Raw genomic sequence first — 20,545 nt, 5'->3', positions numbered from 1 at the left:
GTGGTTCCATTTTGCCCGCTCCCGCGTTGACACTGGCGCCGGGCGCCATGATGGTCCCGGCCCGCGAAGCCGCCCCTGGAGCCCGTCTTGAGCAACATCCTGCACGCCATGCTGGGCAAGGGGCTGGGCGGTCTGGAGCAGGTCTTCCTCGACTATCAGCCGATCCTGGAAGCCTGGGCCGCGCGCCACGGCGGCCGCTGTGTCGGTGTCGTCCGCCAGGGTGGCAAGGTCGCCGCCGCGCGGGCCTCGCGGACGCCCCCACTGGCGACCATGCCCGCCTACACCGACTGGGACCCGCTGACCGTGGGCGCGGCCAAGGCGCTGGTCCGGAGCGTTCGGCCAGACCTGATCCTCAGCCACGGCCAGCGTCCGGCCCGCGTGTTCGCCAAGGTCGCGCCAGCGAACGCCATCCAGGCCGTCTGCGTGCACAAGCCCGCTTTCGACATCCGGCCGGGCGTCCATTACCTGTGCGTCGGCCAGCATCTGGCGCGGCTGGCCATCGAGCGCGGCGCGCCCGCCGACCACGTCCACTTCATTCCGAACGCGGTGACGCCGCCGACCGTTCGGGCCACGCCGTTCGCGCGCGCCGAGGGGCCGATCCGCGTCGTCGCCGCCGGGCGGCTGCATCCCAAGAAGGGCTTCGACGTCCTGATCCGCGCCGTCGGCAAGCTGCGCGCCTGGGACCTGGACGTGATCTGCGAGATCGCCGGCGAGGGCGACGAGCGCGGGGCGCTGGAGAGCCTGATCCGCGAGCTGGATCTGGATCCCTGCGTGAAGCTGGTCGGCTGGCGCCAGGACGTGGCCGGCTTCCTGGCGACTGGCGACCTGTTCGCCTTTCCCTCGCACCAGGAGGGTTTTCCGCTGACCCTGCTGGAGGCGATGGCGGTCGGCCTGCCGGTGATCGCCTCCGAGATCGAGGGGCCGGTCGAGATGATCAAGGAGGGCGTCAACGGCCGCCTGGTCCCGGAAGACGACGCCGACCGCCTGGCCGAGGCGATCGGCGAGCTGATGGGCGACCGCGATGGCGCGCGCCGGCTGGGCGAGGCGGCGCGGGTCTTGGTGCTGGAAGAGTACGGTCCGGCGCAACTGGCGCGACGCCTGGAAGCGGTGCTGGACTTGATGGTTTCGTAGAGCGCGTCGGACGAAAGTGTGCGCGGTTTCGCCGCCCGATACGTCTCGACTCTAAGGCTTGAAGCGAAGCGCGCTTGGGCGTATGACCCCCGTCCGTCCTGGCGATGGCTGGGTAGCTCAGATGGTTAGAGCGGTGGATTCATAACCCACAGGTCGGCGGTTCGATCCCGCCCCCCGCCACCAGGACGGACTAACTTCTCTCAAAAATTCAGAGACTTGGAACGCGCCGCCGGCGCGGATCGTTGTCGCGTCATGGCTCGCGCGCCCAAGGTCTTCACGTGGTCGGACGGTTTCCATCGCTACACGGTGGCGGCGACGTCGCGCGCCAAGGCGCTGGCGGCCTGGGAGACCGACCGCGACCTTTTCAAGGAAGGCGTCGCCCAGGAGGCTCCCGACGCGCCCGACGCCAGGGCGGCCCTGGCCGCGCCGGGCGCGGTGATCCGCCGGGCCGAGGGCGGGCTGAAGGCCGCCCTCGACAAGCCGCCGAAACCCAAGCCCGGGAAGACCAACGCCGCCGAGGCCAAGCGCGAGAAAGCGCTCGCCGAGGCCAAGGCAGTCCTCGCGGCGGCGGAAGACGCGCAGCGCGACGCCGAGGCTGATCTGGAGCGACGTCGGCGCGCGCTGGAAGCCGAGGCGGCCGCGCTGGAGCGGTCGTGGACCGACCGCCGCGCCGCGCTCAAGAAGACGGTGGAAGCCCTGCGGCCGCGATAGCGGATGGCGCGTCGCCACGCAGGCCGCGACGCTCCAGATAGTCGAGCAGCGCGGCGGGGTGGTCGGTTTGGACGATGCTGGCGCCCTGGGCGATCAGCCGTCCCCAGGCGCGGTCGGGGTCGCGCAGGGCCTGGCGGTCGCCGGACTGGTCGAGCACGCCGCGCCAGCCCTTGGCGGCCAAGGTGTTGGTCCAGAGGCGGATGCGGGCGGCGCGGGCGGCGTCGCGCACGGCCGTGAAGCCCTGGCCCCTCAGCGCCACGGTCTCGACGGCGGGAATCTGGCGCGCGCCGGAAGCTTGGCGCAGGGTAATGCCGGCCAGGTCGCGGGGCGTCTTGGCCGCCTTGGCCGCGACCATCGGCATGAAGGCCAGGTCCTGGTACGGCGCCTGGTCGGCCAGGGGCGGCGCGCCGAAGCGGGCCTTGGCCTTGAACAGCACCCAGTCCGCGGCCTCGGCGCGACGCGCGATCTCGGCGGCCTGCGCGGCATAAGGGCCCTTGAGGTCGATGTTGACCAGGATCCGACCGCGCGCGGCGCGCAGGAAGGCCTCCAGCGTCGGCGGGGCTTCGGCCTGGGCCGTGTCACCCTTCAGGCGCAGGGCCTGGATCTCGGCGAGGGAGAGGTCGGCGACGCGGCCCTTGCCGTTGGTCGTCCGATCGACCTTGGCGTCGTGCATGACGACGAGCTGGCCGTCGCGCGCGCGGCGCACGTCGACCTCGACCAGGTCCACGCCCAGGGCGATGCAACGCTCCAGCGCGGCCAGCGAGTTCTCGGGAACGGCGTGCTCGAAGCCGTGGCTGGGGGCGGCGCGATGGCAGGCGCGGTGGGCCACCACCAGGACGCCGTCGCCCGGATCGTAGAGACGATCGCGCACGCCCGAGGCGGAAGCCGGCCAGGCGGTGGCGCAGAGCGCCAGGACGATCGGGATGGATAGCGTTCGCACGATCAAGGCCCCCAGCCTTCAAGCTCCATGACCGACTCACGCGACAGGCGCGCGGCGGCCGGGACTCAGGGATGTGACGGCGCCGTCGCGGCGGGCCCTCAAGTGGCCCGGGTGCGATTCATTGTCCAATGAAGCTTTGTTCAGAAGGCGCGAGCGGCGGGCGCCCGCCGCTGTCCTGACCTTCGGGCAGACGGGCGCCGAGCCGGCAGACGAGGCCTTCGGGGCGATAGTCCATGATCGCCTCGCCCTTCAGTTCGCCGCGCAGGCTGCGCTCGATCAGGCGCGAGCCGAAGCCCTTGCGGGTCGGTGGCGAGACCTTGGGGCCGCCGGTCTCGTCCCAGGTCACCTCCAACGCGCGGGTTTCTGGGTCGTAGCTCCAGCCCAGGCGCACGCGTCCGGTGGCGTTGGACAGGGCTCCGTACTTGAGCGCGTTGGTCGCCAGTTCGTGGAAGGTCAGGGCCATGGTCAGGGCGCCGCCGGGCTGCATCCAGACGGAGGGCCCCTCGATGCTGACGCGCGCCCCGGCTTCGTCGAACGGCTGCAGGGCCCGCTCGGCCACCTCGCGCAGCTCGGCGCCGTGCCAGCTCTCGCGGGTCAGGATGTCGTGGACCCGCGAGAGGCCCAGGAGGCGCGCCTCGAACTTCTCGAAGGCGATGACGGGGTTGGGTTCGTTGCGCAGGGTCTGGGCGGCCATCGACTGGACCGTGGCCAGGGTGTTCTTCACCCGGTGGTTCAGCTCGTTGATCAGCAGGCGCAGCTGGGCCTGGTAGCGGCCCTGGGCGTCGTCGGCCTGCTTGCGGGCGCTGATGTCGGAGATGATCGCCAGGATATAGGCCGGCTGGTTGTCGACCAGGACCATCGACGCCGTCAGGTGGATCCAGAGATCCCCGCCGGGGACCAGCACGCGCCGCTCGGCCGAACAGGTCTCGGCCTCGCCCGAAAGCAGCTTGGCGGCGCTTTCCAGGGTGGCCTCGGCCGAGTCGGGATGCATCAGGTTCTGCAACGTCGCGCCGACCAGCGCGACGCGGTCGCGGCGCAGCAAGGCGCAGAAGGCGTCGTTGGCTTCCAGCACGGCGCCCGTGGGCGTGAGCCGCGCGACGCCCATGGCCGCCTGGTCGAACACCGCGCGATAGCGGGCCTCGGCCGCCTCCAGCTTGAGTCGCGCCTGGATGTTGGCGGTGACGACCTCGGTGTAGAGGACAAGGCCGCCGATCTCGCCGGTTTCGGTGCGCCAGGGGGCCATCGACCAGCGGATCCACTCGGTGCGGCCGTCGCGGTCGACATAGGGGTCGCCCTCGTGGCGCAGCTCGACCCCCTCGGCCAAGACCCGCGCGTGCAGATCGCGCCACTTCTGGGGGACTTCCGGAAAGGCGTCGTAGTGGCGGCGGCCGATCAACGGCATGTCGGCCGGCAGGCGCTGATCGGTCAGGTACTGCCGCGAGGCGGCCAGATAGCGCATCTGGCTGTCGAAGATGGCGATGCCCAGAGGCGCGTGCTTCAGCGCGGTGGTCACGCTGGGAGACGCGGACAGAGGCGGAGCGTCGTCGATCATTCCGGTCATCGTATCGGTGTCAGGGCTCTCTTAGACTGACTTTCCCGTGAGGCTTACCGATAACGCGGTTCGCGTCATCCCGTTACCGGAAACACGCGGGTCCGCTTGACCAAGTCGTCTCGCCGGGACTCGCGATCGCATCTCGGAAACCTTCATTTTGAACAGCCGATTAACCGCGTCATGCGCTTATTCAAGCATGGCCAAACCGAGCATGGACCCCGACCGGCGAATTAGCGCGCGGCTGCCGACGAACCGTTCGGGCAAGATTCTCTGCGGCGCCTTCGCCTGGGACTGCGTGATCCGCGATCTGTCGCTCCAGGGCGCCAAGGTGCAGATGCTGGCCAGCGCCGCGCCGCCGACGAAGGCGCAGTTGGTGGACCTGGTCGCCGGCCAGGCTCACGACGTCATGGTCGCCTGGCAGAAGGAGCGCGAGGTGGGGATGCGGATCACGCGGACCTACGATCTTCGCGGCCTGTCCCCGGCCGCGGCCGGAACCGCCAAGCGCATCTGGCAGGCCTTTCGCGCCGACGCGCCGACGGGCTGAGCCTTCGATCTCACCCCCAAGACATGACAAAGACCTCGGTTGAGCGGGCCGAGGTCTCGTCAAATCACGCGAAGTCGGTGTCGCTCCCTTAAGCGACTTCGTTCCGCTGGGCTTCGTCGGCCATGGCGCGAACCAGGTCGAGCACCTGGCGACGCACGCGACCGCGGCCGATGCGCGGGAACACCTCGGCCAGTTCCAAGCCTTCCGGCGTGGTCAGGAACTCCTGCACGATCTTTTCGGCGTGTTGCGCGGTGGCGTCGATTTCGGCGCCGCTCATCGGGTCGGCCAGACCCTCGAAGAAGAACGACACCGGCACCTGCAAGGTCTTGGCGATGTCGTAAAGCTTGCTGGCGCTGACGCGATTGGCGCCGCGTTCGTATTTCTGGACCTGCTGGAAGGTCAGCCCCAAGGAGTCCGCGAGCTGCTCCTGGCTAACGCCCATCAGCTTACGGCGCATCCGCACCCGGCCGCCCACATGCAGGTCGACGGGGTTGGGGCGTCGGCCTTCGGTATCTTCGCTCATCTGTAAATCCGCCTCCAACGGTTGTTCGGGCAAAATGACACGACCGTGACGTCGGTGGAAGCGAGCGTGACTTGGGCGCGGCGTTAGGTCGCGATGGCGAAGCTTGTTGCGAAAGGCCCGCGAAATGGACGCGAAACACGGAAAAGGGCGCTCCGGTCATAGCGTTTTGAGGTCCGAGCGCGGCGCCCGCGCCGACCGGTCCCGCCACATCACATAAAGATATCTTTATATGATGGTTGACGGCTCGCTCGCGATGGTGTTGAAACAGGCTGTCGAGGTTCCCCGCCTCGGGCATGACGGCGGGGCTAAGACGGGAAGCCGGTGATGTCCTCCGGGACAGAGTCCGGCGCTGCCCCCGCAACTGTAAGCGGCGAGCGGCGGTCCCATTTCGCGCCACTGAGCCTTCGCAAGAGGCTTGGGAAGGCCGGGGCCGCCGTGAAGACCCGTGAGCCAGGAGACCTGCCTCCGACGCCATACGTTCCTCGGACGGGGGTTCCTCCGGTGGATCGCGCTTGAATCCAGGCTCGCGGTTAGCGCCGCGCGGCCGGCCGGTCCCGCGCGCTCTTCCTTCGGCTCTTCCGCCCGCCCAAAGCAGGTGATCGGCCATGACGGACAGCGGATTTACATTCACCCTGAGAAGCATCGCCTTCGACGAGGATTATCGTCCCGCGGACACCACGCGGATCACGACCAACTTCGCCAATCTGGCGCGGGGGGAGAGCCGCCGGGAGAATCTCCGCAACACCCTGCGGATGATCGACAACCGCTTCAACGCCCTGGCCCACTGGGACAACCCCGACGGGGATCGCTATTCGGTCGAGCTCGCCATTGTCTCGGTCGAGCTGAATATCCACGCCAAGGGTGAAAGCGACGCGTTTCCCCTGATCGAGATGCTTTCGACGACCGTCGTCGACAAAAGGACCGGCGAGCGCATCGAGGGGATCGTCGGCAACAACTTCTCCTCCTACGTCCGCGACTACGATTTCAGCGTCGTGCTGCTGGAGCACCTCAGGAACCATCCGACCGCCGGCGCCCCGGAGGGTTTCGGCGACCTGCATGGAAATCTGTTCAAGGCGTTCCTGAGTTCGAGCGCCTACAAGGACAGCTTCAAGAAGCCGCCGGTCATCTGCCTGAGCGTGTCGAGCAACAAGGTCTATCGCCGGACCGGAAACGAGCACCCCATCCTGGGCCTCGAGTACGAGAACAACGCGGTCTCTTCGACCGACGCCTATTTCGCCAAGATGGGCATGAAGGTTCGCTACTTCATGCCGCGCGACAGCGTCGCGCCCTTCGCTTTCTATTACATCGGGGATCTGTTGGGCGACTACACCAACATCGAGCTGATCAGCACCATCAGCACGATGGAGACGTTCCAGAAGATCTATCGCCCCGAGATCTACAACGCCAACTCCGTGGCCGCCGAACAATACAGGCCCAGCCTCGAGCATCAGGACTATTCGCTGACCCGCGTTGTCTACGATCGGGAAGAGCGTGGCCGGCTGGCCGTCGAGCAGGGGCGGTTCGCCGAAGAGCGCTTCATCAAGCCGTACCGGGCCGTGCTCGAGCGGTGGTCCGCCAACGCCTCCGCCTGATCAGTCCGAAATCCCGAAGGTCACCATCATGAAAACCCTGTTGCCCACCTCGACCGCCGGCAGCTTGCCCAAACCGTCCTGGCTCGCCCAGCCCGAGACCCTGTGGTCGCCCTGGAAGCTGCGGGACGAGGACCTGGTCGCCGGCAAGCAGGACGCCCTGCGCCTGGCCGTGGACGATCAGTCGCGGGCCGGCATCGATATCGTCGGCGACGGCGAACAGACGCGCCAGCACTTCGTCACGACGTTCATCGAGCATCTCGACGGCGTCGATTTCGAGAAGCGCCAGACTGTCCGGATCCGTAATCGCTACGATGCGAGCGTGCCCACCGTCGTGGGCGCCGTCTCTCGGCCCAGGCCGGTTTTCGTCGAGGACGCCAAGTTCCTGCGTCGGCAGACCGATCAACCGATCAAGTGGACGCTGCCCGGTCCCATGACGATGATCGATACCCTTTATGACGCGCACTACAAGAGCCGCGAGAAGCTGGCCTGGGAGTTCGCCAAGATCCTCAACGCGGAAGCCAAGGAGCTGGAAGCCGCTGGCGTCGATATCATCCAGTTCGACGAGCCGGCGTTCAATGTCTTCTTCGACGAGGCGAACGATTGGGGCATCGCCACCCTGGAGAAGGCGGCCGAAGGGCTGAAGTGCGAGACGGCCGTTCACATCTGCTACGGCTACGGCATCAAGGCCAATACCGAGTGGAAGAAGACCCTGGGCTCGGAGTGGCGGCAGTACGAGCGGACCTTCCCCAATCTGCGGAAGTCCAAGATCGATATCATCTCGCTGGAATGCCACCATTCCCACGTGCCGATGGACCTGATCGAACTCATTCGCGGCAAGAAGGTGATGATCGGGGCCATCGACGTGGCGACCGACGTCATCGAAACCCCGGAAGAGGTCGCCGACACCCTGCGAAGCGCGCTTCGGTTCGTCGACGCCGACAAGCTCTATCCCTCCACCAACTGCGGCATGGCGCCTTTGGCGCGTGACGTGGCGAGAGGCAAGCTCCACGCCTTGGGCGCGGGCGCGGAGATCATCCGAAGGGAGCTCGCGGCCTGACGGGCTCTAGGCCGCCTCGGTTTCCGCGGTGTCCTCGCCGCCCAGCAGGGCGCCGAGCACCACGGCCAGGCGCTCGGGCTTGATCGGCTTTTCGACCACGTCCTGCATGCCCGCGGCGATGTAGGTCTGGACGTCCAGCGGGTCGGCGTTGGCGGTCAGGGCGACGATCGGGGTCTGGCCGACTCGGCCACCCATCTCGCGGATCGCGCGGGTGGCGGCCACGCCGTCCATGCGCGGCATCTTGATGTCCATCAGGATCAGGTCGAAGCGGCCGCCGCGGGCCATCTCGACGGCTTCCACGCCGTCGACGGCCTGCTCGGAGGTGCAGTCGAACATGTCGCACAGCGCCTCGGCGACCATGCGGTTGGTGGCGTTGTCGTCGACGATCAGGATGTGGGCGGCGCGTCCCGAGACCGCGGGCTCGCTGTCCCGCGCCTCGACCGTCGCGGCGGGCCGGGCGATCAGCGAGAAGCCGACGGTGACGCCGGCGCCGCGATTGGCCTCGGCGTGCAACGGCGCGCCCATGGCCCGCATGATCCTGCGAGCGAGGGCCAGGCCCAGGCTGAGGGCGATCTCGCCGCGGTCCTGCAGGGTGGTCTGGCCCATCGGACCCGCCAGCCGCGCCAGTCTCTCCTCGGCGTCATGGCCGGCGGTGTTGTCGCGCACCTGCCCGTCCAGGCGCACCAGGTCGCCTTCGTTCCGCGCGGTCAGGCGAACCTCGATCATGCCGCGTCCGCCCGCCAGGGCGTTCTCGACCAGAATGTCGAACACCTGCATGAGGCGCTCGCCGTCGATCTCGACGCCGCATTCGGGGTCGCCGTCGTAGGAGACCAGCAGGGTCGAGCCGCTGTCCTGGGCGCGGGACGCCCAGCGCGCTTCGACCACGTCGGCCAGGTCGCGCAGCCGGATCGGCGCGGTCTTGAAGACGAGGTGACCCTGGGCCGAGCGGTGCAGGTCGATCGCGCGCCCGACCGTTTCGCTCATGTCGCGGCTGGTGTCGCCGATCGCGCGGACGAAGGCCGCGGCGTCGGGCGTCAGGCGCTGCTGCTCGAGCCGCGCGGTGATGGCCAGAACCCCGTCCAGGTGGTCGCCGATGTCCATGGCCATGCGCTCGATCAGCGCGCGGGCGTCGCGGGCCTCGTTCAGGCGGCGCTGGTGGACGATGAGCAGCGAGGTCAGGCCGCCGACGCCGACATAGTGGCCGGCGGCGTCGGTCGCGACATAGCCGGTGCGGTAGACAGGCTGGGCGCTGTCGCGGAGTGAAATGACGAAGGCGTTCGCGTCGCTATCGGCCTGGACGATGCGCGGGGCGACGTCCATCACCTCGGCGATGGGCGTTTTCGCGAGGCTCTCGCCGGCCACGCGCATCATGCCTTGCAGGACGTCGCGATAGACCGCGCCGACCGGGCGTTCGTCCTGGACCACGGCGAGGGCGGAAGCCGTCGGATCGGCGTCGAACATCGCCGCGACCTCGGCGCACGGCGTGTCGGGCGCGAGGGGCGCGCGCTTCTCGATCAGACGTGAAAGCGTTTCCATTCGAGACTTCGCCAGGACCATAGGCGGGCAACTTGCCCTTTCCGGCCTTGCGGAGTCGTTAAGTCAGGCCCGCCCGGGATGTCGCGGGCTCCTTAAGGGTGTCCGGATCGAAAAAGAAGGCGACGCTCTCGAGCCTGTCTTCACAGGCCTGGAGCGCCGCCCCGTCAGTTCCGGGGTTACGCTTTGGCTACCAGGACTTGGTGATGGCGATGCCGTAGAGCCGCGGCTCGCCGGTGAGCACGTTGGTGAACAGGCCCGAGCTGTCGTCGGTGGTGTAGGCGTCGACGATCGGCAGCTTGTTGCCGATGTTCTTCACGTAGGCGTCGATCGACAGCCCCCATTCGGGCTTCTCGACCTTCAGCGTGACGTTGCCGTTGTCCCACGCCTTCAGGCGATCGTATTCGGTGTTGTAGGCCCGGGCGAACTGCTTGCTCTGGCGGTAGTAGTCGCCGCGCAGGGTCGCCGACCAGCCGTTGGACAACTCGAACGTGTACTGGGCGCCGATCGAGGTGGTCCAGTGGGGCGAGTTGGGCAGCTCGTTGCCCGACAGGTCCGCCGCCACGCCCTCGATCGAATAGCCCGCGCCGTAGGTGTAGAGGCCCGTGGCGTTGGCCAGGAAGGCCGCCGTCGGAGCCGGCAGGCCCGCTCCGCCCAGGGCGGCGGGGGTGGAGAGGAACGCCTGATAGGCCGCCGCGCCCGAGCAGGCCCAGGGCAGGGTGGCGCCCGCGCCCGCGCCCAGGATCGTCGCGACGCCGGCCGTGGCCAGCACGCAGTTGGCGCCGACCGCCGCCGAGTTCGGGCCCACCTTCACGACCGTATAGGCCGGGTTGGACTGGGTCCGGTTCATCGTGTCGACCGAGCTGACGCCCTTGCCGATCTTGGTGTGCAGATAGCCCAGATTGGCGTTGAGCTTCAGGTTGCGGACGGGCGACCAGATCGTCTCCAGCTCCAGGCCGTAGATCTTGGCGTTGACGTTCTCGTTGACCGAGGTCCGGTTGACGATCTTCGAGATCTGGTAGCCCTGGTAGTCGTAGGCGAAGCCGGTGGCGTTGAAGAGCAGGCTGCCGCCCATCAGGGTGTTCTTGGTCCCGACCTCGAAGGCGTTGACGAACTCGGGGTCGAAGGTCTGGCGGATGCCGACGGAGTTGGCGGGGACGCCCGGATTGATGCCGCCGCCCTTATAGCCCTTGGAATAGAAGGCGTAGAGCAGGGTGTCGTCGGTGAAGCCCAGGTGCGCCTTGTAGTCGAAGCCGAGACGGCCGGTCAGCTCGCTGAACCGCGCGCGCTGGTCGGGATTGGTCGGGTTCAAGGTCAGGCCATAGCCGGGCGCCAGCAGCACGGTCGAGTAGTTCTTGACCGCCTTCTTGTCGCGGGTCTGGCGCAGGCCCAGGGTGAACTTCAGGTCCTCGTTGGCCTGCCAGTAGAGCTCGCCGAACAGGGCGTCCGACACCAGGTTATAGGGCGTGCGATTCAGATAGTAGTTGTGGCCGGCGCCGGTCGGATCGGCGGCCGTGTCGATGCCGATACAGCGCGCGGTGGTCGCTGGATTGCAGTTCGGATTGCCGGTGTTGGAGAAGTTCAGGGCCAGCGACGACAGGGTCAGCGAGTTGCCGATCACATAGTAGTCGGTCAGCGTCCGATAGGTGAAGTGGATGCCGCCGATGTTGAAGTTCAGCGGCCCGTCGAAGGCCGACTGCAGCCGCAGTTCCTGGCTGAACTGCTCGGCGGTGGCGGACGAGACGTCGATGGTGGTGAACTTGTTGGTGTTGCCCACCTGCGGGTCGTTGAAGAAGCCGCCGGGCGTGAACGGGGTGTTGTTGAACGGCACCGGCGAGACGTTCCGGTTGTAGTCCTGCTTCGTATAGACCTTGCCCTTGCTGTAGGCGGTCATCGAGGTGAACGACAGGGTGTCGGACAGGTCGTAGTTCAGCGTGAACTGGTAGACGTTCGAGGACGAGCGATACAGCGGATCCAGCGCCGTCTCGATCTCGCGCAGGTTGGTCGAGGTGTTGTCGCCCAGATTGGCGTCGCCGCCGGTGAAGCCGAAGATGTTGCCCAGCAGCCCCGTCAGGGTGCCCGAGGTGTTGACCGTGCCATAGGCGGCCGGCGCGTAGATCGAGGCCGAGACGCAGCCTTGGGTCAGGTAGCGCCGCGCCGCGCCGGTGGGCACGCCGCCAACCGTGGCGGGACCGTCGTCCTTGGTGCAGAGCTGCTTGCCGGTGCGGGCCCGGCTGTCGTCCTCGTGGAACCGCTCCCACAGGAAGTTGGTGCGCAGCTTTTCGGTGGGGTTGAACATCACCTGGACGCGGGTGGAATAGAGGTCCCGGTCATCCACCTTGTGGCCATTGAAGGTGTTGGTGACGAAGCCGTCGCGCTTCAGCGTCGCGCCCGACAGGCGCACGGCCAGCTTCTCGCCGAAGATCGGCACGTTCAGCATGCCGCGCAGGCGAATGGCGTTGAAGTTGCCATATTCGGCGCGGGCGTTGGCCTCGAAAACCTCGGTCGGCTTGGCGGTGATCACATTGACCACGCCGCCGGTGGCGTTGCGGCCATAGAGGGTGCCTTGCGGACCGCGCAGCACTTCCACCCGCTCGACGTCGTAGAACTCGGCCTCGAACAGATTGCCCGACTGCATGGGCGCGTTGTTCATGTGGACGCCGACGCCCTGGTCGGCCGAGGCGCCGACGGCCTTGTAGCCGACGCCGCGGATCTGGAAGTTGAAGCTGTTGGTGAAGTTGCCCTTGGCGAAGCTGACGTTCGGGATCGCCTGTTGCAGGTTGGGCCCGCCGTCGATCTTCTGCGCTTCCAGCGAGTCCTGGCTGAAGGCCGACACCGCGATCGGCACGTCCTGAAGCGCCTCCTCCCGCTTCTGGGCGGTGACGACCAGTTCCTCGATGACCGTCCCGCCCTGCTGGGCGGTTTGTTGAGCTAAGGCGGGGACGGCGAGAGCCGAGAGCACGGCCGCCGAAGCGCCCATGGTCAGCAGGCTCCGCATACGCAGAGTTCGCGACATTGAATTCCCTCCCTGACGCAAGCGGCGCCTTATGGGTGGGCCTGGGTGCGTCGATGTTTCCTCGGCGCCGTACTGTTTTTCACCACGCGGGCGTACGGCGAACCCATCGCAGCATTGGAAGATTGCATACTTGCGTTCTCTGACTGTCAACTGGTCTATCGGTAAGTGATCGTCGATATGTTACAGCTTTTCACTTGAAATTCGCGCTCGTTGCCCGAGGGCATGCAAGTGAAGGTTGGATTAGAAGAATGGGTTTGTGGCTTCCGTAACGGAAATTTCCGGGACGTAACGCTGTCTTGCCTCGCTATTTGTGATCGTGGTCGAGGTAGCGCTCCCAAGAATTCGATGCGCTTCGTGAATTAGGTATTACCTAGGAGGCGCGCCTTCGAAGGCGCGGGGCTGGCGGCGGTTCCGGCCGAGGCCCGGCTCGTGTAGAGGAGGGCGCATGTTCCCCTTCCCGAAAAGCGAGCGCCGCGCATGAGCCCGCAAGAGCGCCCTTCAGCCGACCAGGCCGCCCTGGTCCTGTTCTCCGGCGGCCAGGACAGCAGCGTTTGCCTGGCCTGGGCCCTGGAGCGCTACGCCCGCGTCGAGACGGTCGGCTTCGACTACGGCCAGCGTCACGTCGTCGAGATGGAGGCGCGCCAGGCCGTGCGCCGCGAGATCGCCGCGCGCTTTCCCCAGTGGACCGAGCGCCTGGGCGAGGACCACGTCCTGGATATCCGCAGCTTCGGCGCGGTCGCCCAGTCGGCCCTGACCGCCGACCGGGCGATCGAGATGACCGAGCGCGGCCTGCCCTCGACCTTCGTTCCGGGGCGCAATCTCGTCTTCCTGATCTACGCCGCGGCCCTGGCCGACCGGCGCGGGATCGACGCCCTGGTCGGCGGCATGTGCGAGACCGACTTCTCGGGCTATCCCGACTGTCGTCGCGACACGCTGGACGCCATGCAGAGCGCGCTGAACCTGGGCATGGATCGCGGCTTCCGGGTCGAGACCCCGCTGATGTGGCTGACCAAGGCGCAGACCTGGGCGCTGTCGAAGTCCCTGGGCGGCGAGGACCTCGTCCAGCTGATCGTCGAGGAAAGCCACACCTGCTACCAGGGCGAGCGCGGCCAACTGCACGCCTGGGGCCATGGCTGCGGCGTCTGCCCGGCCTGCGAGCTGCGCGAGAAGGGCTACGTCGAGTGGGACGCGGCGGGGCGCGAGGCGCTCGTACAATGAGCGGCGATCAGCGGTTCCCCTCCCCCTCGATGGGGGAGGGTGGGGTGGGGGTGAGTGCGGCGGTTCGGTTCGCGCCGGTCCTGACGTGCTGCCACCCCCATCCCCAACCCTTCCCCCATCCAAGGGGGAAGGGGGCATGACCTACTCCGTCAAGGAGATCTTCCTGACCTTGCAGGGCGAGGGCGGTCAGGCGGGCAAGGCGGCGGTGTTCTGTCGCTTCGCCGGATGCAACCTGTGGAGCGGCCGCGAGCAGGACCGCGCCAAGGCCGTCTGCACGTTCTGTGACACCGACTTCGTCGGGACCGACGGCGAGAACGGCGGCAGGTTCGCCACGGCCGAGGATCTCGCGGCGGCCGTCGAGGCCCAGTGGACCGGCGGGCCGGATGATCGTCTGGTGGTCTGCACCGGCGGCGAGCCCTTCCTGCAGCTGGACGAAGCGGCGATCGAGGCCCTGCACGCCCGAGGCTTCCAGATCGCGGTCGAGAGCAACGGCACGCTCGCGGCGCCGCCCGGGATCGACTGGATCTGCATCAGCCCCAAGGCCGACGCGCCCGTGGTCCAGACCTCGGGCCAGGAACTGAAGCTGGTTTTCCCGCAGGAAAAGGCCATGCCGGAGCGCTTCGCGGACCTCGATTTCGAGCGCTTTTACCTGCAGCCGATGGACGGTCCGGACCGCGACAGGAACACGCAATTGGCCGTCGCCTATTGCCTTTCGCACCCACAATGGCGTTTAAGCGTCCAGACACACAAATATCTCGGCCTGCCCTGACGGATAAGGCGCTCGACTTGGTGACAGGGTCGTCGCGCTAGAGCCTCCCAGGCCTAGTCAAAGAAGCTACAGATGAAGCCCGTCTTCGAGATCACGAAGGCCGCGTATTTCGACGCGGCCCATTACATCGAGCAGGGTCCGCAGGACCATCGCTATCGCAAGCTGCACGGCCACTCGTTCAAGGTCGAGGCCAGCGTGAAGGGCGAGATGGCGCCGGCCGGCTGGGTCGCCGACCTCGACACCCTGGACGCCGCCCTGAAGGCGGTCGCCGCCGAGCTGGACCACGGCCTGCTGAACGACAAGCCGGGCCTGGAGACGCCGACCCTGGAGCGGCTGTGCCTCTATTTCGCCGAGCGCCTGAAGGTCCAGTTCCCGGGCCTGTCGCGCGTGGAGCTGTCGCGCCCGACCATCGGCGAGCGCTGCGTGCTGGCGCTGTAGGCTAGGCTGCTCAATCCTCCCCCCAGCGGGGGAGGTGGCGCGAAGCGCCGGTGGGGGAAGTCCTGCTGATCCTGCCTCTTCCCCCTCCGTCGTCTCTTCGAGCCGACACCTCCCCCGTTAGGGGGAGGATTTAGAGGACCTACCGCTTGTCCTTGTCCTCGCGGCTGTCGCCGGGGATGACCGCCCGTCCGGCCGCGCCGACCGCCTTGCCGCCGACCTTGGCCGCGCCGCCGACGACCGCGCCCGTGACGCCGATCGCCGTGCCGGCCACCGCCGCGGCGACGCATCCGGTCTGGGTGAGGGCGGCGGCGAGGAACGCCGCGGCGACAAGCGTCTGACGGGAAGAGGGCATGGATCGGCTCACGAGGACGAGGGTGTCGCCTTTGTCAGTCCTCATTCCCTAAGATTGCGCCCATCGAATGGCTTTAGGCCCTGGGCGTGAACTTCGGTTCCGACGGCGCGTCCACATAGGTCGAGCGGTTTTCGTCGCCGCGCCGCCAGGGGCCTGGGTGGCGTGGGCTGTCGCGGCGGCGGCGATCGGGGCCGAAATAGTTGCCGCCGCGCACGAACGGTCGTGGGTTCTCGATCAGCCGAGTCAAGCGGTCGATCACCGCCCGGGCGGTGACCGGCTTGGCCAGGAACTCGTTGACGCCGACATCGCGGGCCTCGTTGACCCGTCGCTCGGTCGAGTGGCCGGTGATCATGATCACCGGGGTGTAGGGGTTGGGGCTTTCGGGCGCGCGGCGCAGCAGTTGGACGAAGTGCAGGCCGTCCAGCGGGCCCATGGAGAGGTCCGTGATCACCAAGTCGATGGCGGTCTGGCGCATCACGGCCAGGGCCTCGACCCCATCGGTCGCCTCGAAGACGTGGCGGACGCCGACGGCCCTCAGGATCTCCATCAGCAGAATGCGCATGTGCTGGTTGTCGTCGACCAGCAAGACTTTCAGCAGTTCGAACCGCACGACATCCACTCCCCTATTGGGCGAGTGTTATCGGTTTGTAATAACGCTGGTCAACCAAAAAGCTTTTGTATTACAATGAAAATGACAATTTTCGGTCGAATGTCCATGTTGGGTTGAAATGCACTCACACGTTTTGCGTGAATTTCAACCTCCGGTTTGAGCCCGATGGCGTAGGAAGGCGTCGGCCAGCACGCACGCGGTCATGGCCTCGACCACCGGCACCCCCCGGATTCCAACGCATGGATCGTGGCGGCCCTTGGTGCGCAAATCGATCTCCTCGCCCGCCTCGTTGAGGGTCTGACGTGGGATCAGGATCGACGAGGTCGGCTTGAAGGCCACGCGGGCGACGACCGGCTGGCCGGTCGAGATGCCGCCCAGGATGCCGCCGGCGTGGTTGGACAGGAACATCGGCTGGCCGTCCGGACCCCGGCGCATGGCGTCGGCGTTGTCCTCGCCGGTCAGGGCGGCGCTGGCGAAGCCCTCGCCGATCTCGACGCCCTTGGCGGCGTTGATCGACATCAGGGCGGCGGCGAGTTCCGCGTCCAGCTTGCCGTAGAGGGGCGCGCCCCAGCCGGCCGGGACGCCGATCGCCTCGACCTCGACCACGGCGCCGGTCGACGAGCCGGCCTTGCGGATCGTCTCCAGGTGCTCTTCCCAGACCGGCACGATGGCCGCGTCGGGGGACCAGTAGGGGTTCTCTCCGACCTGATCCCAGTCCCAGTTGTCGCGGTTGATCGCGTGCGGGCCGATCTGGGTCAGGGCCGCGCGCACCGTGACGCCGGGGATCACGAGGCGCGCCACGGCGCCGGCCGCCACCCGCGCCGCGGTCTCGCGGGCCGAGCTGCGGCCGCCGCCGCGATAGTCGCGCACGCCGTACTTGGCGAAATAGGCGTAGTCGGCATGGCCCGGGCGGAAGGCCTGGGCGATCTCGGAATAGTCCTTGGAGCGCTGGTCGGTGTTCTCGATCATCAGGCTGATCGGCGTGCCGGTGGTGCGCTGGCCGTTCGTGCGCTCGTCCTCGAACACGCCCGACAGGATGCGCACCGCGTCCGGCTCCTGGCGCTGGGTCACGAACTTGCCGCTGCCGGGCCGGCGCTTGTCCAGGAACGCCTGGATCATCTCGGCCGTCAGCGCGATCCCCGGAGGGCACCCGTCGACCACGCAGCCCAGCGCGGGCCCATGGCTTTCGCCCCAGGTGGTGACGCGGAACAGGTGACCAAAGGTGTTGTGCGACATGGCGCGGCTTCTAGCCGAAACCGGGCGAGGGAGCAAAAGCCGCAAAGATCCTCCCCCCAGCGGGGAAGTGGCGCGAAACGCCGGTGGGGGAAGGCGCGAGCCGCGCGGAACTTTCCCCCGCGCCGTCTCTCCGATGGCGGCGACGGCTCCGCGTCGCTTCGGCCGTGAGGGCGCGGGACGCCGCCCTTTTTGTCCGCGGTCTCGGAGGTGGAAAACCGTCGGTCGTTTTCGGGGTGACAGGGCGTCGATTTGAAATTACGAATGTAGATCGTGGGGTGAAGAGGGGCCAGCATGACGTCCGACGAGCTTCATATCGCCAAGTTGCCGCTGGAGGAGTCGGCGCGCTGGCGATGGCGGCGGCTGCTGTTGACGGTGGGACTGACGACGGTCGTCTGCTTTCCGGGCTTCGCGCTGCTGGTCCATGACCAGGAAGCTCGGCGTACGGCGGGCAACGCCTTCTGGGAGGTCGAGGGAACGCCGTGCGCGCCTCTGGCGGCAGAGCGATTCCGCGACGTGCAACGCGCCCCGTCGCGCACAAACTATGACGGCGTGCTGTTCGAGCGTCATGGCGGGGCGATGACCTGCACGCACCGCAACGACAGGATCGGCGGCGTGGCGCTGCGCTATCCGATCTGCAAGTTCAACGCGCCCGACTATCTGGCCGTGTCGGTGGCGGGCCAGGAGCGGTTCTATGACCTGACCCTGGGGCGGGCGGCCGCCGTCCGGGTGGTCAATGGCCAGGTCCGGTGCGTGCTGACGCCGAACTTCGAGATGTAAGCGGCAGCGCCCCTTGCGAAACGCCTCCATTTATAGCTAGCTATATAGCGCGCTATGAATGGAGAGCGGCATGGATCTTCTGGCGAGCTACGGCGTGGGTTTTCTGGGCAGTCGGCTCAAGCGCCTGGCCGAGCGGATGCAGGCCGACGCGGCCGAGGTAGCGCGGTCTCTGGACCTGCCGGTGCAGCCGGCCCAGATGTCGCTGCTGCTGACTATACGCCTGCACGGTCCGATCGCCGTGGGCGAGCTGGCCGAGCGCCTGCAACTGGCCCAGCCGACCGTGACCCGCGCGCTGAAGAGCCTGGAAGACGACGGCTTCGTCGAGGCGCGCCGCGCGCTGGGCGATGGCCGCACGCGACGCCTGGCGCTGACCGACAAGGGACAGGCCTTGCTGGTCCGCATCCAGACCCAGCTCCTGCCGCGCATCGAGCCCGCGGCGGCCGAACTGGTCGAGGGCCTCGAGGGCGACTTCATGCTGGGCTTGGCCAAGGTCGAGCGGCGCCTGGCCGAAGCCTCGCTGCTGACCCGGATCGAGGCGGCGGGTCCGCCGGCGATGTGGGCGCGCGACTTCTCCGACGACCTGGCCGAGGCCTTCCATCGGATCAACGCCGAATGGATCGAGGAGATGTTCACTCTCGAGGAGAACGACGTCGCCCTGCTGTCCCGGCCGCGCGAGCTGATCCTGGACAAGGGCGGGGTGGTGCTGTTCGCCGAAACGCCGGGGCTGGGCGTGGTCGGGACCTGCGCCCTGATGGTGTCCAAGGACGGCTGGGTCGAGCTGACCAAGATGGGCGTGCTGAAGAGCGCCCGGGGCCTGAAGGTCGGCGAGTTCCTGCTGGCCAAGACCCTGGAGCGCGCCGCGAGCCTTGGCATGGACAAGATCTATCTGCTGACCAACCGCAAGTGCGGTCCGGCCATCCACCTCTACGAGAAGCTGGGCTTCGTTCATGACGCCGAGATCATGCGGACCTTCGGGGCGCGCTACGAGCGTTGCGACGTGGCGATGGCGTATCGGCCGAGGGCGATCACTTCACCGGCTTGCGCGTGAACGCCATCTCGTCGCCGCGCAGGCTGAGCATGCCGTGGTCCGGATCGCTGAAGACGATCTTCAGATCCTGGGCGGTGATGAAGAAGCTGCTTTGCGTGTCCGGGAATAGCGGATCGACGACTCCCGTCCAGATGTCGGCCACCAGTCGGTCGCCGTCGCGCCGGATCGTGAAGTCGCCGGCGTCCCCCAGGGTGAAGGTGCCCGCGAACTTCGCCTGTTCGGCCGCGCCGAGGGAGACGACCGGGCGCTCGATGGGGTGATAGTCGGGCCAGCCATATTCGACCGCGACCGCGCGAATGATCGCTTCGCTGAGCTGATAGCCTTGGTCGCCATTGGTCAGGACGACGACGCCATCGCCGGTGTCGGGATAGCCGAGCAGGACGGCCTTATAACCGGCGTTGGAACCGTTATGGTAGAAGTACTTCCGGGCCGTGTCCCCCCGGACGGACAGGCCGAGGCCGTAGTCCGACTTCACCGGCGTCAGCATGTCGCGGGCGGTCTTCGGCGACAGGACGTGACCGCTCTCGCCGTTGGCGGACTTCGCCAGGTCGATGACGAACCGGGCCAGATCGTTGGCGGTGGTCCAGAGGCCGGCGGCGGCCATCTCGGGATAGGTGTGGGGGCCGCCCGCGACGGGCGCGCCCTTGGCGTCGTGCGGCCAGGCGACGTGAGCCGAGCGCGCTACGTCCAGCGGCTGATCCTCGGTGCTGCGGGTCATGTTAAGCCGCGCCAGCACCTTGTCGCGGACGACCGCGGGGAAGGTCTGGCCGGTGGCGTCGACCACCATCTGCTGGGCGATCGAATAGCCGCCACCTGAATAGCGGTAGGCGGAGCCCACGGCTCGGTCCACGACGACCGGCGCCGAATTGGCCGGCGCCGTTCCGCTCAGCACCTGGGGCAGGGTGGGGACCGGCGCGCCCGCCGCGTAGCCCGCGAAGCCGTGCACGGTGGTCCCGGCCGTGTGCGACAGTAGCGCCCGCAAGGTGACCGGCGTGGTCGCGGTGAAGGGGCTGTCGGGCAGGCGCCAGCTCTTCAAGGTCTTGTTGACGTCGGTGTCCAGCGACAGGCGTCCGTCCTGGACCACGGCCAGGATCGCCATGGCCGCGACCGGTTTGCTGACCGAGCCAGCCTGGAACAGCGTATCGGCCGTCACCGGCTCCCCGCCCTGGCGCGTGACGCCGAAGCCGCGCGCCCACTCGACCTTGCCGCCCCTGATCACCGCGATGGCGACGCCGGGCACGTGGAGCGCGTCCATCTGGCTTCGAAGGTCGTGCTTGGCCGGCGGCGCGCCCTTGATCTCGACGGCGGTCCGCAGGCCGCCGGTGACGCCCTGGATGTGTTGCTCGACCGTCCGCGCGGCCCGACTCGGCGCCGCGAACGCCGGCGCCGCCGTGGCGCAGATGAGCGTCGCGATCACGGCCCGTCGGATCATAGTCATGCGCTGAACCCCTTGTGTCGCAAGCAGTTCAGCGCTCCGAGGCCACAGGGGCAACACAAC

Annotated in this window: 19 protein-coding genes, 1 tRNA gene and 1 riboswitch; of the genes, 11 read left to right on the top strand and 9 right to left on the bottom strand. The window is 67.6% G+C overall.

The window, feature by feature from the left end:
* Positions 1-87: 87 nt before the first annotated feature.
* The 3 genes from J2728_RS14105 to J2728_RS14095 all read left to right on the top strand — a co-directional run bounded on the left by J2728_RS14105 (position 88) and on the right by J2728_RS14095 (position 1,842).
* Positions 88-1,131: a glycosyltransferase gene (locus J2728_RS14105; RefSeq protein ID WP_310000051.1), complete on the top strand. Its 1,044-nt coding sequence runs from the start codon at positions 88-90 to the stop codon at positions 1,129-1,131.
* Positions 1,132-1,237: 106 nt separating this feature from the next.
* Positions 1,238-1,314, top strand: a tRNA-Met gene (locus tag J2728_RS14100).
* Between the two features lie 69 nt (positions 1,315-1,383).
* On the top strand, positions 1,384-1,842 hold the full coding sequence (locus J2728_RS14095; protein WP_310000050.1) for a hypothetical protein: 459 nt from the start codon (positions 1,384-1,386) through the stop codon (positions 1,840-1,842).
* On the opposite strand, the gene J2728_RS14090 is transcribed toward J2728_RS14095, so the two are convergent.
* The gene (locus tag J2728_RS14090; protein WP_310000049.1) at positions 1,808-2,782 is read right to left on the bottom strand and encodes a glycerophosphodiester phosphodiesterase family protein; all 975 of its coding nucleotides are present in this window, start codon (positions 2,780-2,782) and stop codon (positions 1,808-1,810) included. The two genes, J2728_RS14095 and J2728_RS14090, sit on opposite strands and share 35 nt — an antisense overlap.
* Before the next feature lie 118 nt (positions 2,783-2,900).
* On the bottom strand, positions 2,901-4,343 hold the full coding sequence (locus J2728_RS14085; RefSeq protein ID WP_404979760.1) for a sensor histidine kinase: 1,443 nt from the start codon (positions 4,341-4,343) through the stop codon (positions 2,901-2,903).
* 202 nt (positions 4,344-4,545) lie between these two features.
* Between J2728_RS14085 and J2728_RS14080 the strand changes: the two genes are divergently transcribed.
* Positions 4,546-4,878, top strand: a complete 333-nt coding sequence (locus J2728_RS14080; RefSeq protein ID WP_310000121.1) for a PilZ domain-containing protein — start codon at positions 4,546-4,548, stop codon at positions 4,876-4,878.
* 88 nt (positions 4,879-4,966) lie between these two features.
* Here J2728_RS14080 and J2728_RS14075 read toward each other — a convergent pair whose 3' ends face one another.
* A complete protein-coding gene (locus tag J2728_RS14075) occupies positions 4,967-5,401 on the bottom strand; it encodes a helix-turn-helix domain-containing protein (protein WP_310000045.1) in 435 nt (144 codons plus the stop codon).
* Positions 5,402-5,659: 258 nt separating this feature from the next.
* Positions 5,660-5,882, top strand: a riboswitch (cobalamin riboswitch).
* Positions 5,883-6,006: 124 nt separating this feature from the next.
* Here J2728_RS14075 and J2728_RS14070 point away from each other — a divergent pair.
* A complete protein-coding gene (locus tag J2728_RS14070; RefSeq protein ID WP_310000044.1) occupies positions 6,007-6,993 on the top strand; it encodes a DUF1852 domain-containing protein in 987 nt (328 codons plus the stop codon).
* Positions 6,994-7,021: 28 nt separating this feature from the next.
* Entirely contained in the window at positions 7,022-8,050 is a 1,029-nt protein-coding gene (locus J2728_RS14065) for a methionine synthase (RefSeq protein WP_310000043.1), read from the top strand.
* A 6-nt stretch (positions 8,051-8,056) separates the two neighbouring features.
* Here the strand turns inward: J2728_RS14065 and J2728_RS14060 are convergent, their stop codons facing one another.
* Together J2728_RS14060 and J2728_RS14055 are read right to left on the bottom strand one after the other, a co-directional pair.
* Positions 8,057-9,586 (bottom strand): ATP-binding response regulator, encoded by a 1,530-nt coding sequence (locus tag J2728_RS14060; protein WP_310000042.1) that lies wholly within the window; start codon positions 9,584-9,586, stop codon positions 8,057-8,059.
* A gap of 187 nt (positions 9,587-9,773) precedes the next feature.
* Positions 9,774-12,599, bottom strand: a complete 2,826-nt coding sequence (locus tag J2728_RS14055) for a TonB-dependent receptor (RefSeq protein ID WP_310000041.1) — start codon at positions 12,597-12,599, stop codon at positions 9,774-9,776.
* A 477-nt stretch (positions 12,600-13,076) separates the two neighbouring features.
* Here J2728_RS14055 and queC point away from each other — a divergent pair, with 477 nt between their 5' ends.
* The 3 genes from queC (at position 13,077) to J2728_RS14040 (ending at position 15,024) form a co-directional block, all read left to right on the top strand.
* Positions 13,077-13,817 carry a 7-cyano-7-deazaguanine synthase QueC gene (gene queC / locus J2728_RS14050; protein WP_310000039.1) on the top strand — a complete coding sequence of 247 codons (741 nt, stop codon included), beginning with the start codon at positions 13,077-13,079 and terminating at the stop codon, positions 13,815-13,817.
* Positions 13,818-13,953: 136 nt separating this feature from the next.
* Positions 13,954-14,586, top strand: a complete 633-nt coding sequence (gene queE / locus J2728_RS14045) for a 7-carboxy-7-deazaguanine synthase (RefSeq protein WP_310000037.1) — start codon at positions 13,954-13,956, stop codon at positions 14,584-14,586.
* 72 nt (positions 14,587-14,658) lie between these two features.
* Positions 14,659-15,024: a 6-pyruvoyl trahydropterin synthase family protein gene (locus tag J2728_RS14040; protein ID WP_310000035.1), complete on the top strand. Its 366-nt coding sequence runs from the start codon at positions 14,659-14,661 to the stop codon at positions 15,022-15,024.
* Positions 15,025-15,163: 139 nt separating this feature from the next.
* Here the strand turns inward: J2728_RS14040 and J2728_RS14035 are convergent, their stop codons facing one another.
* The 3 genes from J2728_RS14035 to aroC all read right to left on the bottom strand — a co-directional run bounded on the left by J2728_RS14035 (position 15,164) and on the right by aroC (position 17,222).
* Complete coding sequence (locus tag J2728_RS14035) at positions 15,164-15,376, bottom strand: hypothetical protein (protein WP_310000033.1); 213 nt, start codon at positions 15,374-15,376, stop codon at positions 15,164-15,166.
* Between the two features lie 73 nt (positions 15,377-15,449).
* Positions 15,450-15,986 (bottom strand): response regulator, encoded by a 537-nt coding sequence (locus J2728_RS14030; protein ID WP_310000031.1) that lies wholly within the window; start codon positions 15,984-15,986, stop codon positions 15,450-15,452.
* A gap of 144 nt (positions 15,987-16,130) precedes the next feature.
* Positions 16,131-17,222 (bottom strand): chorismate synthase, encoded by a 1,092-nt coding sequence (gene aroC / locus J2728_RS14025; RefSeq protein ID WP_310000029.1) that lies wholly within the window; start codon positions 17,220-17,222, stop codon positions 16,131-16,133.
* Positions 17,223-17,513: 291 nt separating this feature from the next.
* On the opposite strand from aroC, the gene J2728_RS14020 reads away from it, so the two are divergent.
* Both J2728_RS14020 and J2728_RS14015 read left to right on the top strand, forming a co-directional pair.
* A complete protein-coding gene (locus J2728_RS14020) occupies positions 17,514-17,999 on the top strand; it encodes a hypothetical protein (protein ID WP_310000028.1) in 486 nt (161 codons plus the stop codon).
* A 70-nt stretch (positions 18,000-18,069) separates the two neighbouring features.
* Positions 18,070-19,047, top strand: a complete 978-nt coding sequence (locus J2728_RS14015; protein WP_310000026.1) for a bifunctional helix-turn-helix transcriptional regulator/GNAT family N-acetyltransferase — start codon at positions 18,070-18,072, stop codon at positions 19,045-19,047.
* Here J2728_RS14015 and J2728_RS14010 read toward each other — a convergent pair.
* Positions 19,025-20,485: a serine hydrolase domain-containing protein gene (locus J2728_RS14010; protein WP_310000024.1), complete on the bottom strand. Its 1,461-nt coding sequence runs from the start codon at positions 20,483-20,485 to the stop codon at positions 19,025-19,027. The two genes, J2728_RS14015 and J2728_RS14010, sit on opposite strands and share 23 nt — an antisense overlap.
* Positions 20,486-20,545: the final 60 nt, after the last annotated feature.

Source organism: Caulobacter segnis, from assembly GCF_031454995.1.
GTDB classification, from domain to species: Bacteria; Pseudomonadota; Alphaproteobacteria; order Caulobacterales; family Caulobacteraceae; genus Caulobacter; species Caulobacter segnis_E.
This window is presented reverse-complemented; position numbering and strand designations above follow the sequence as displayed.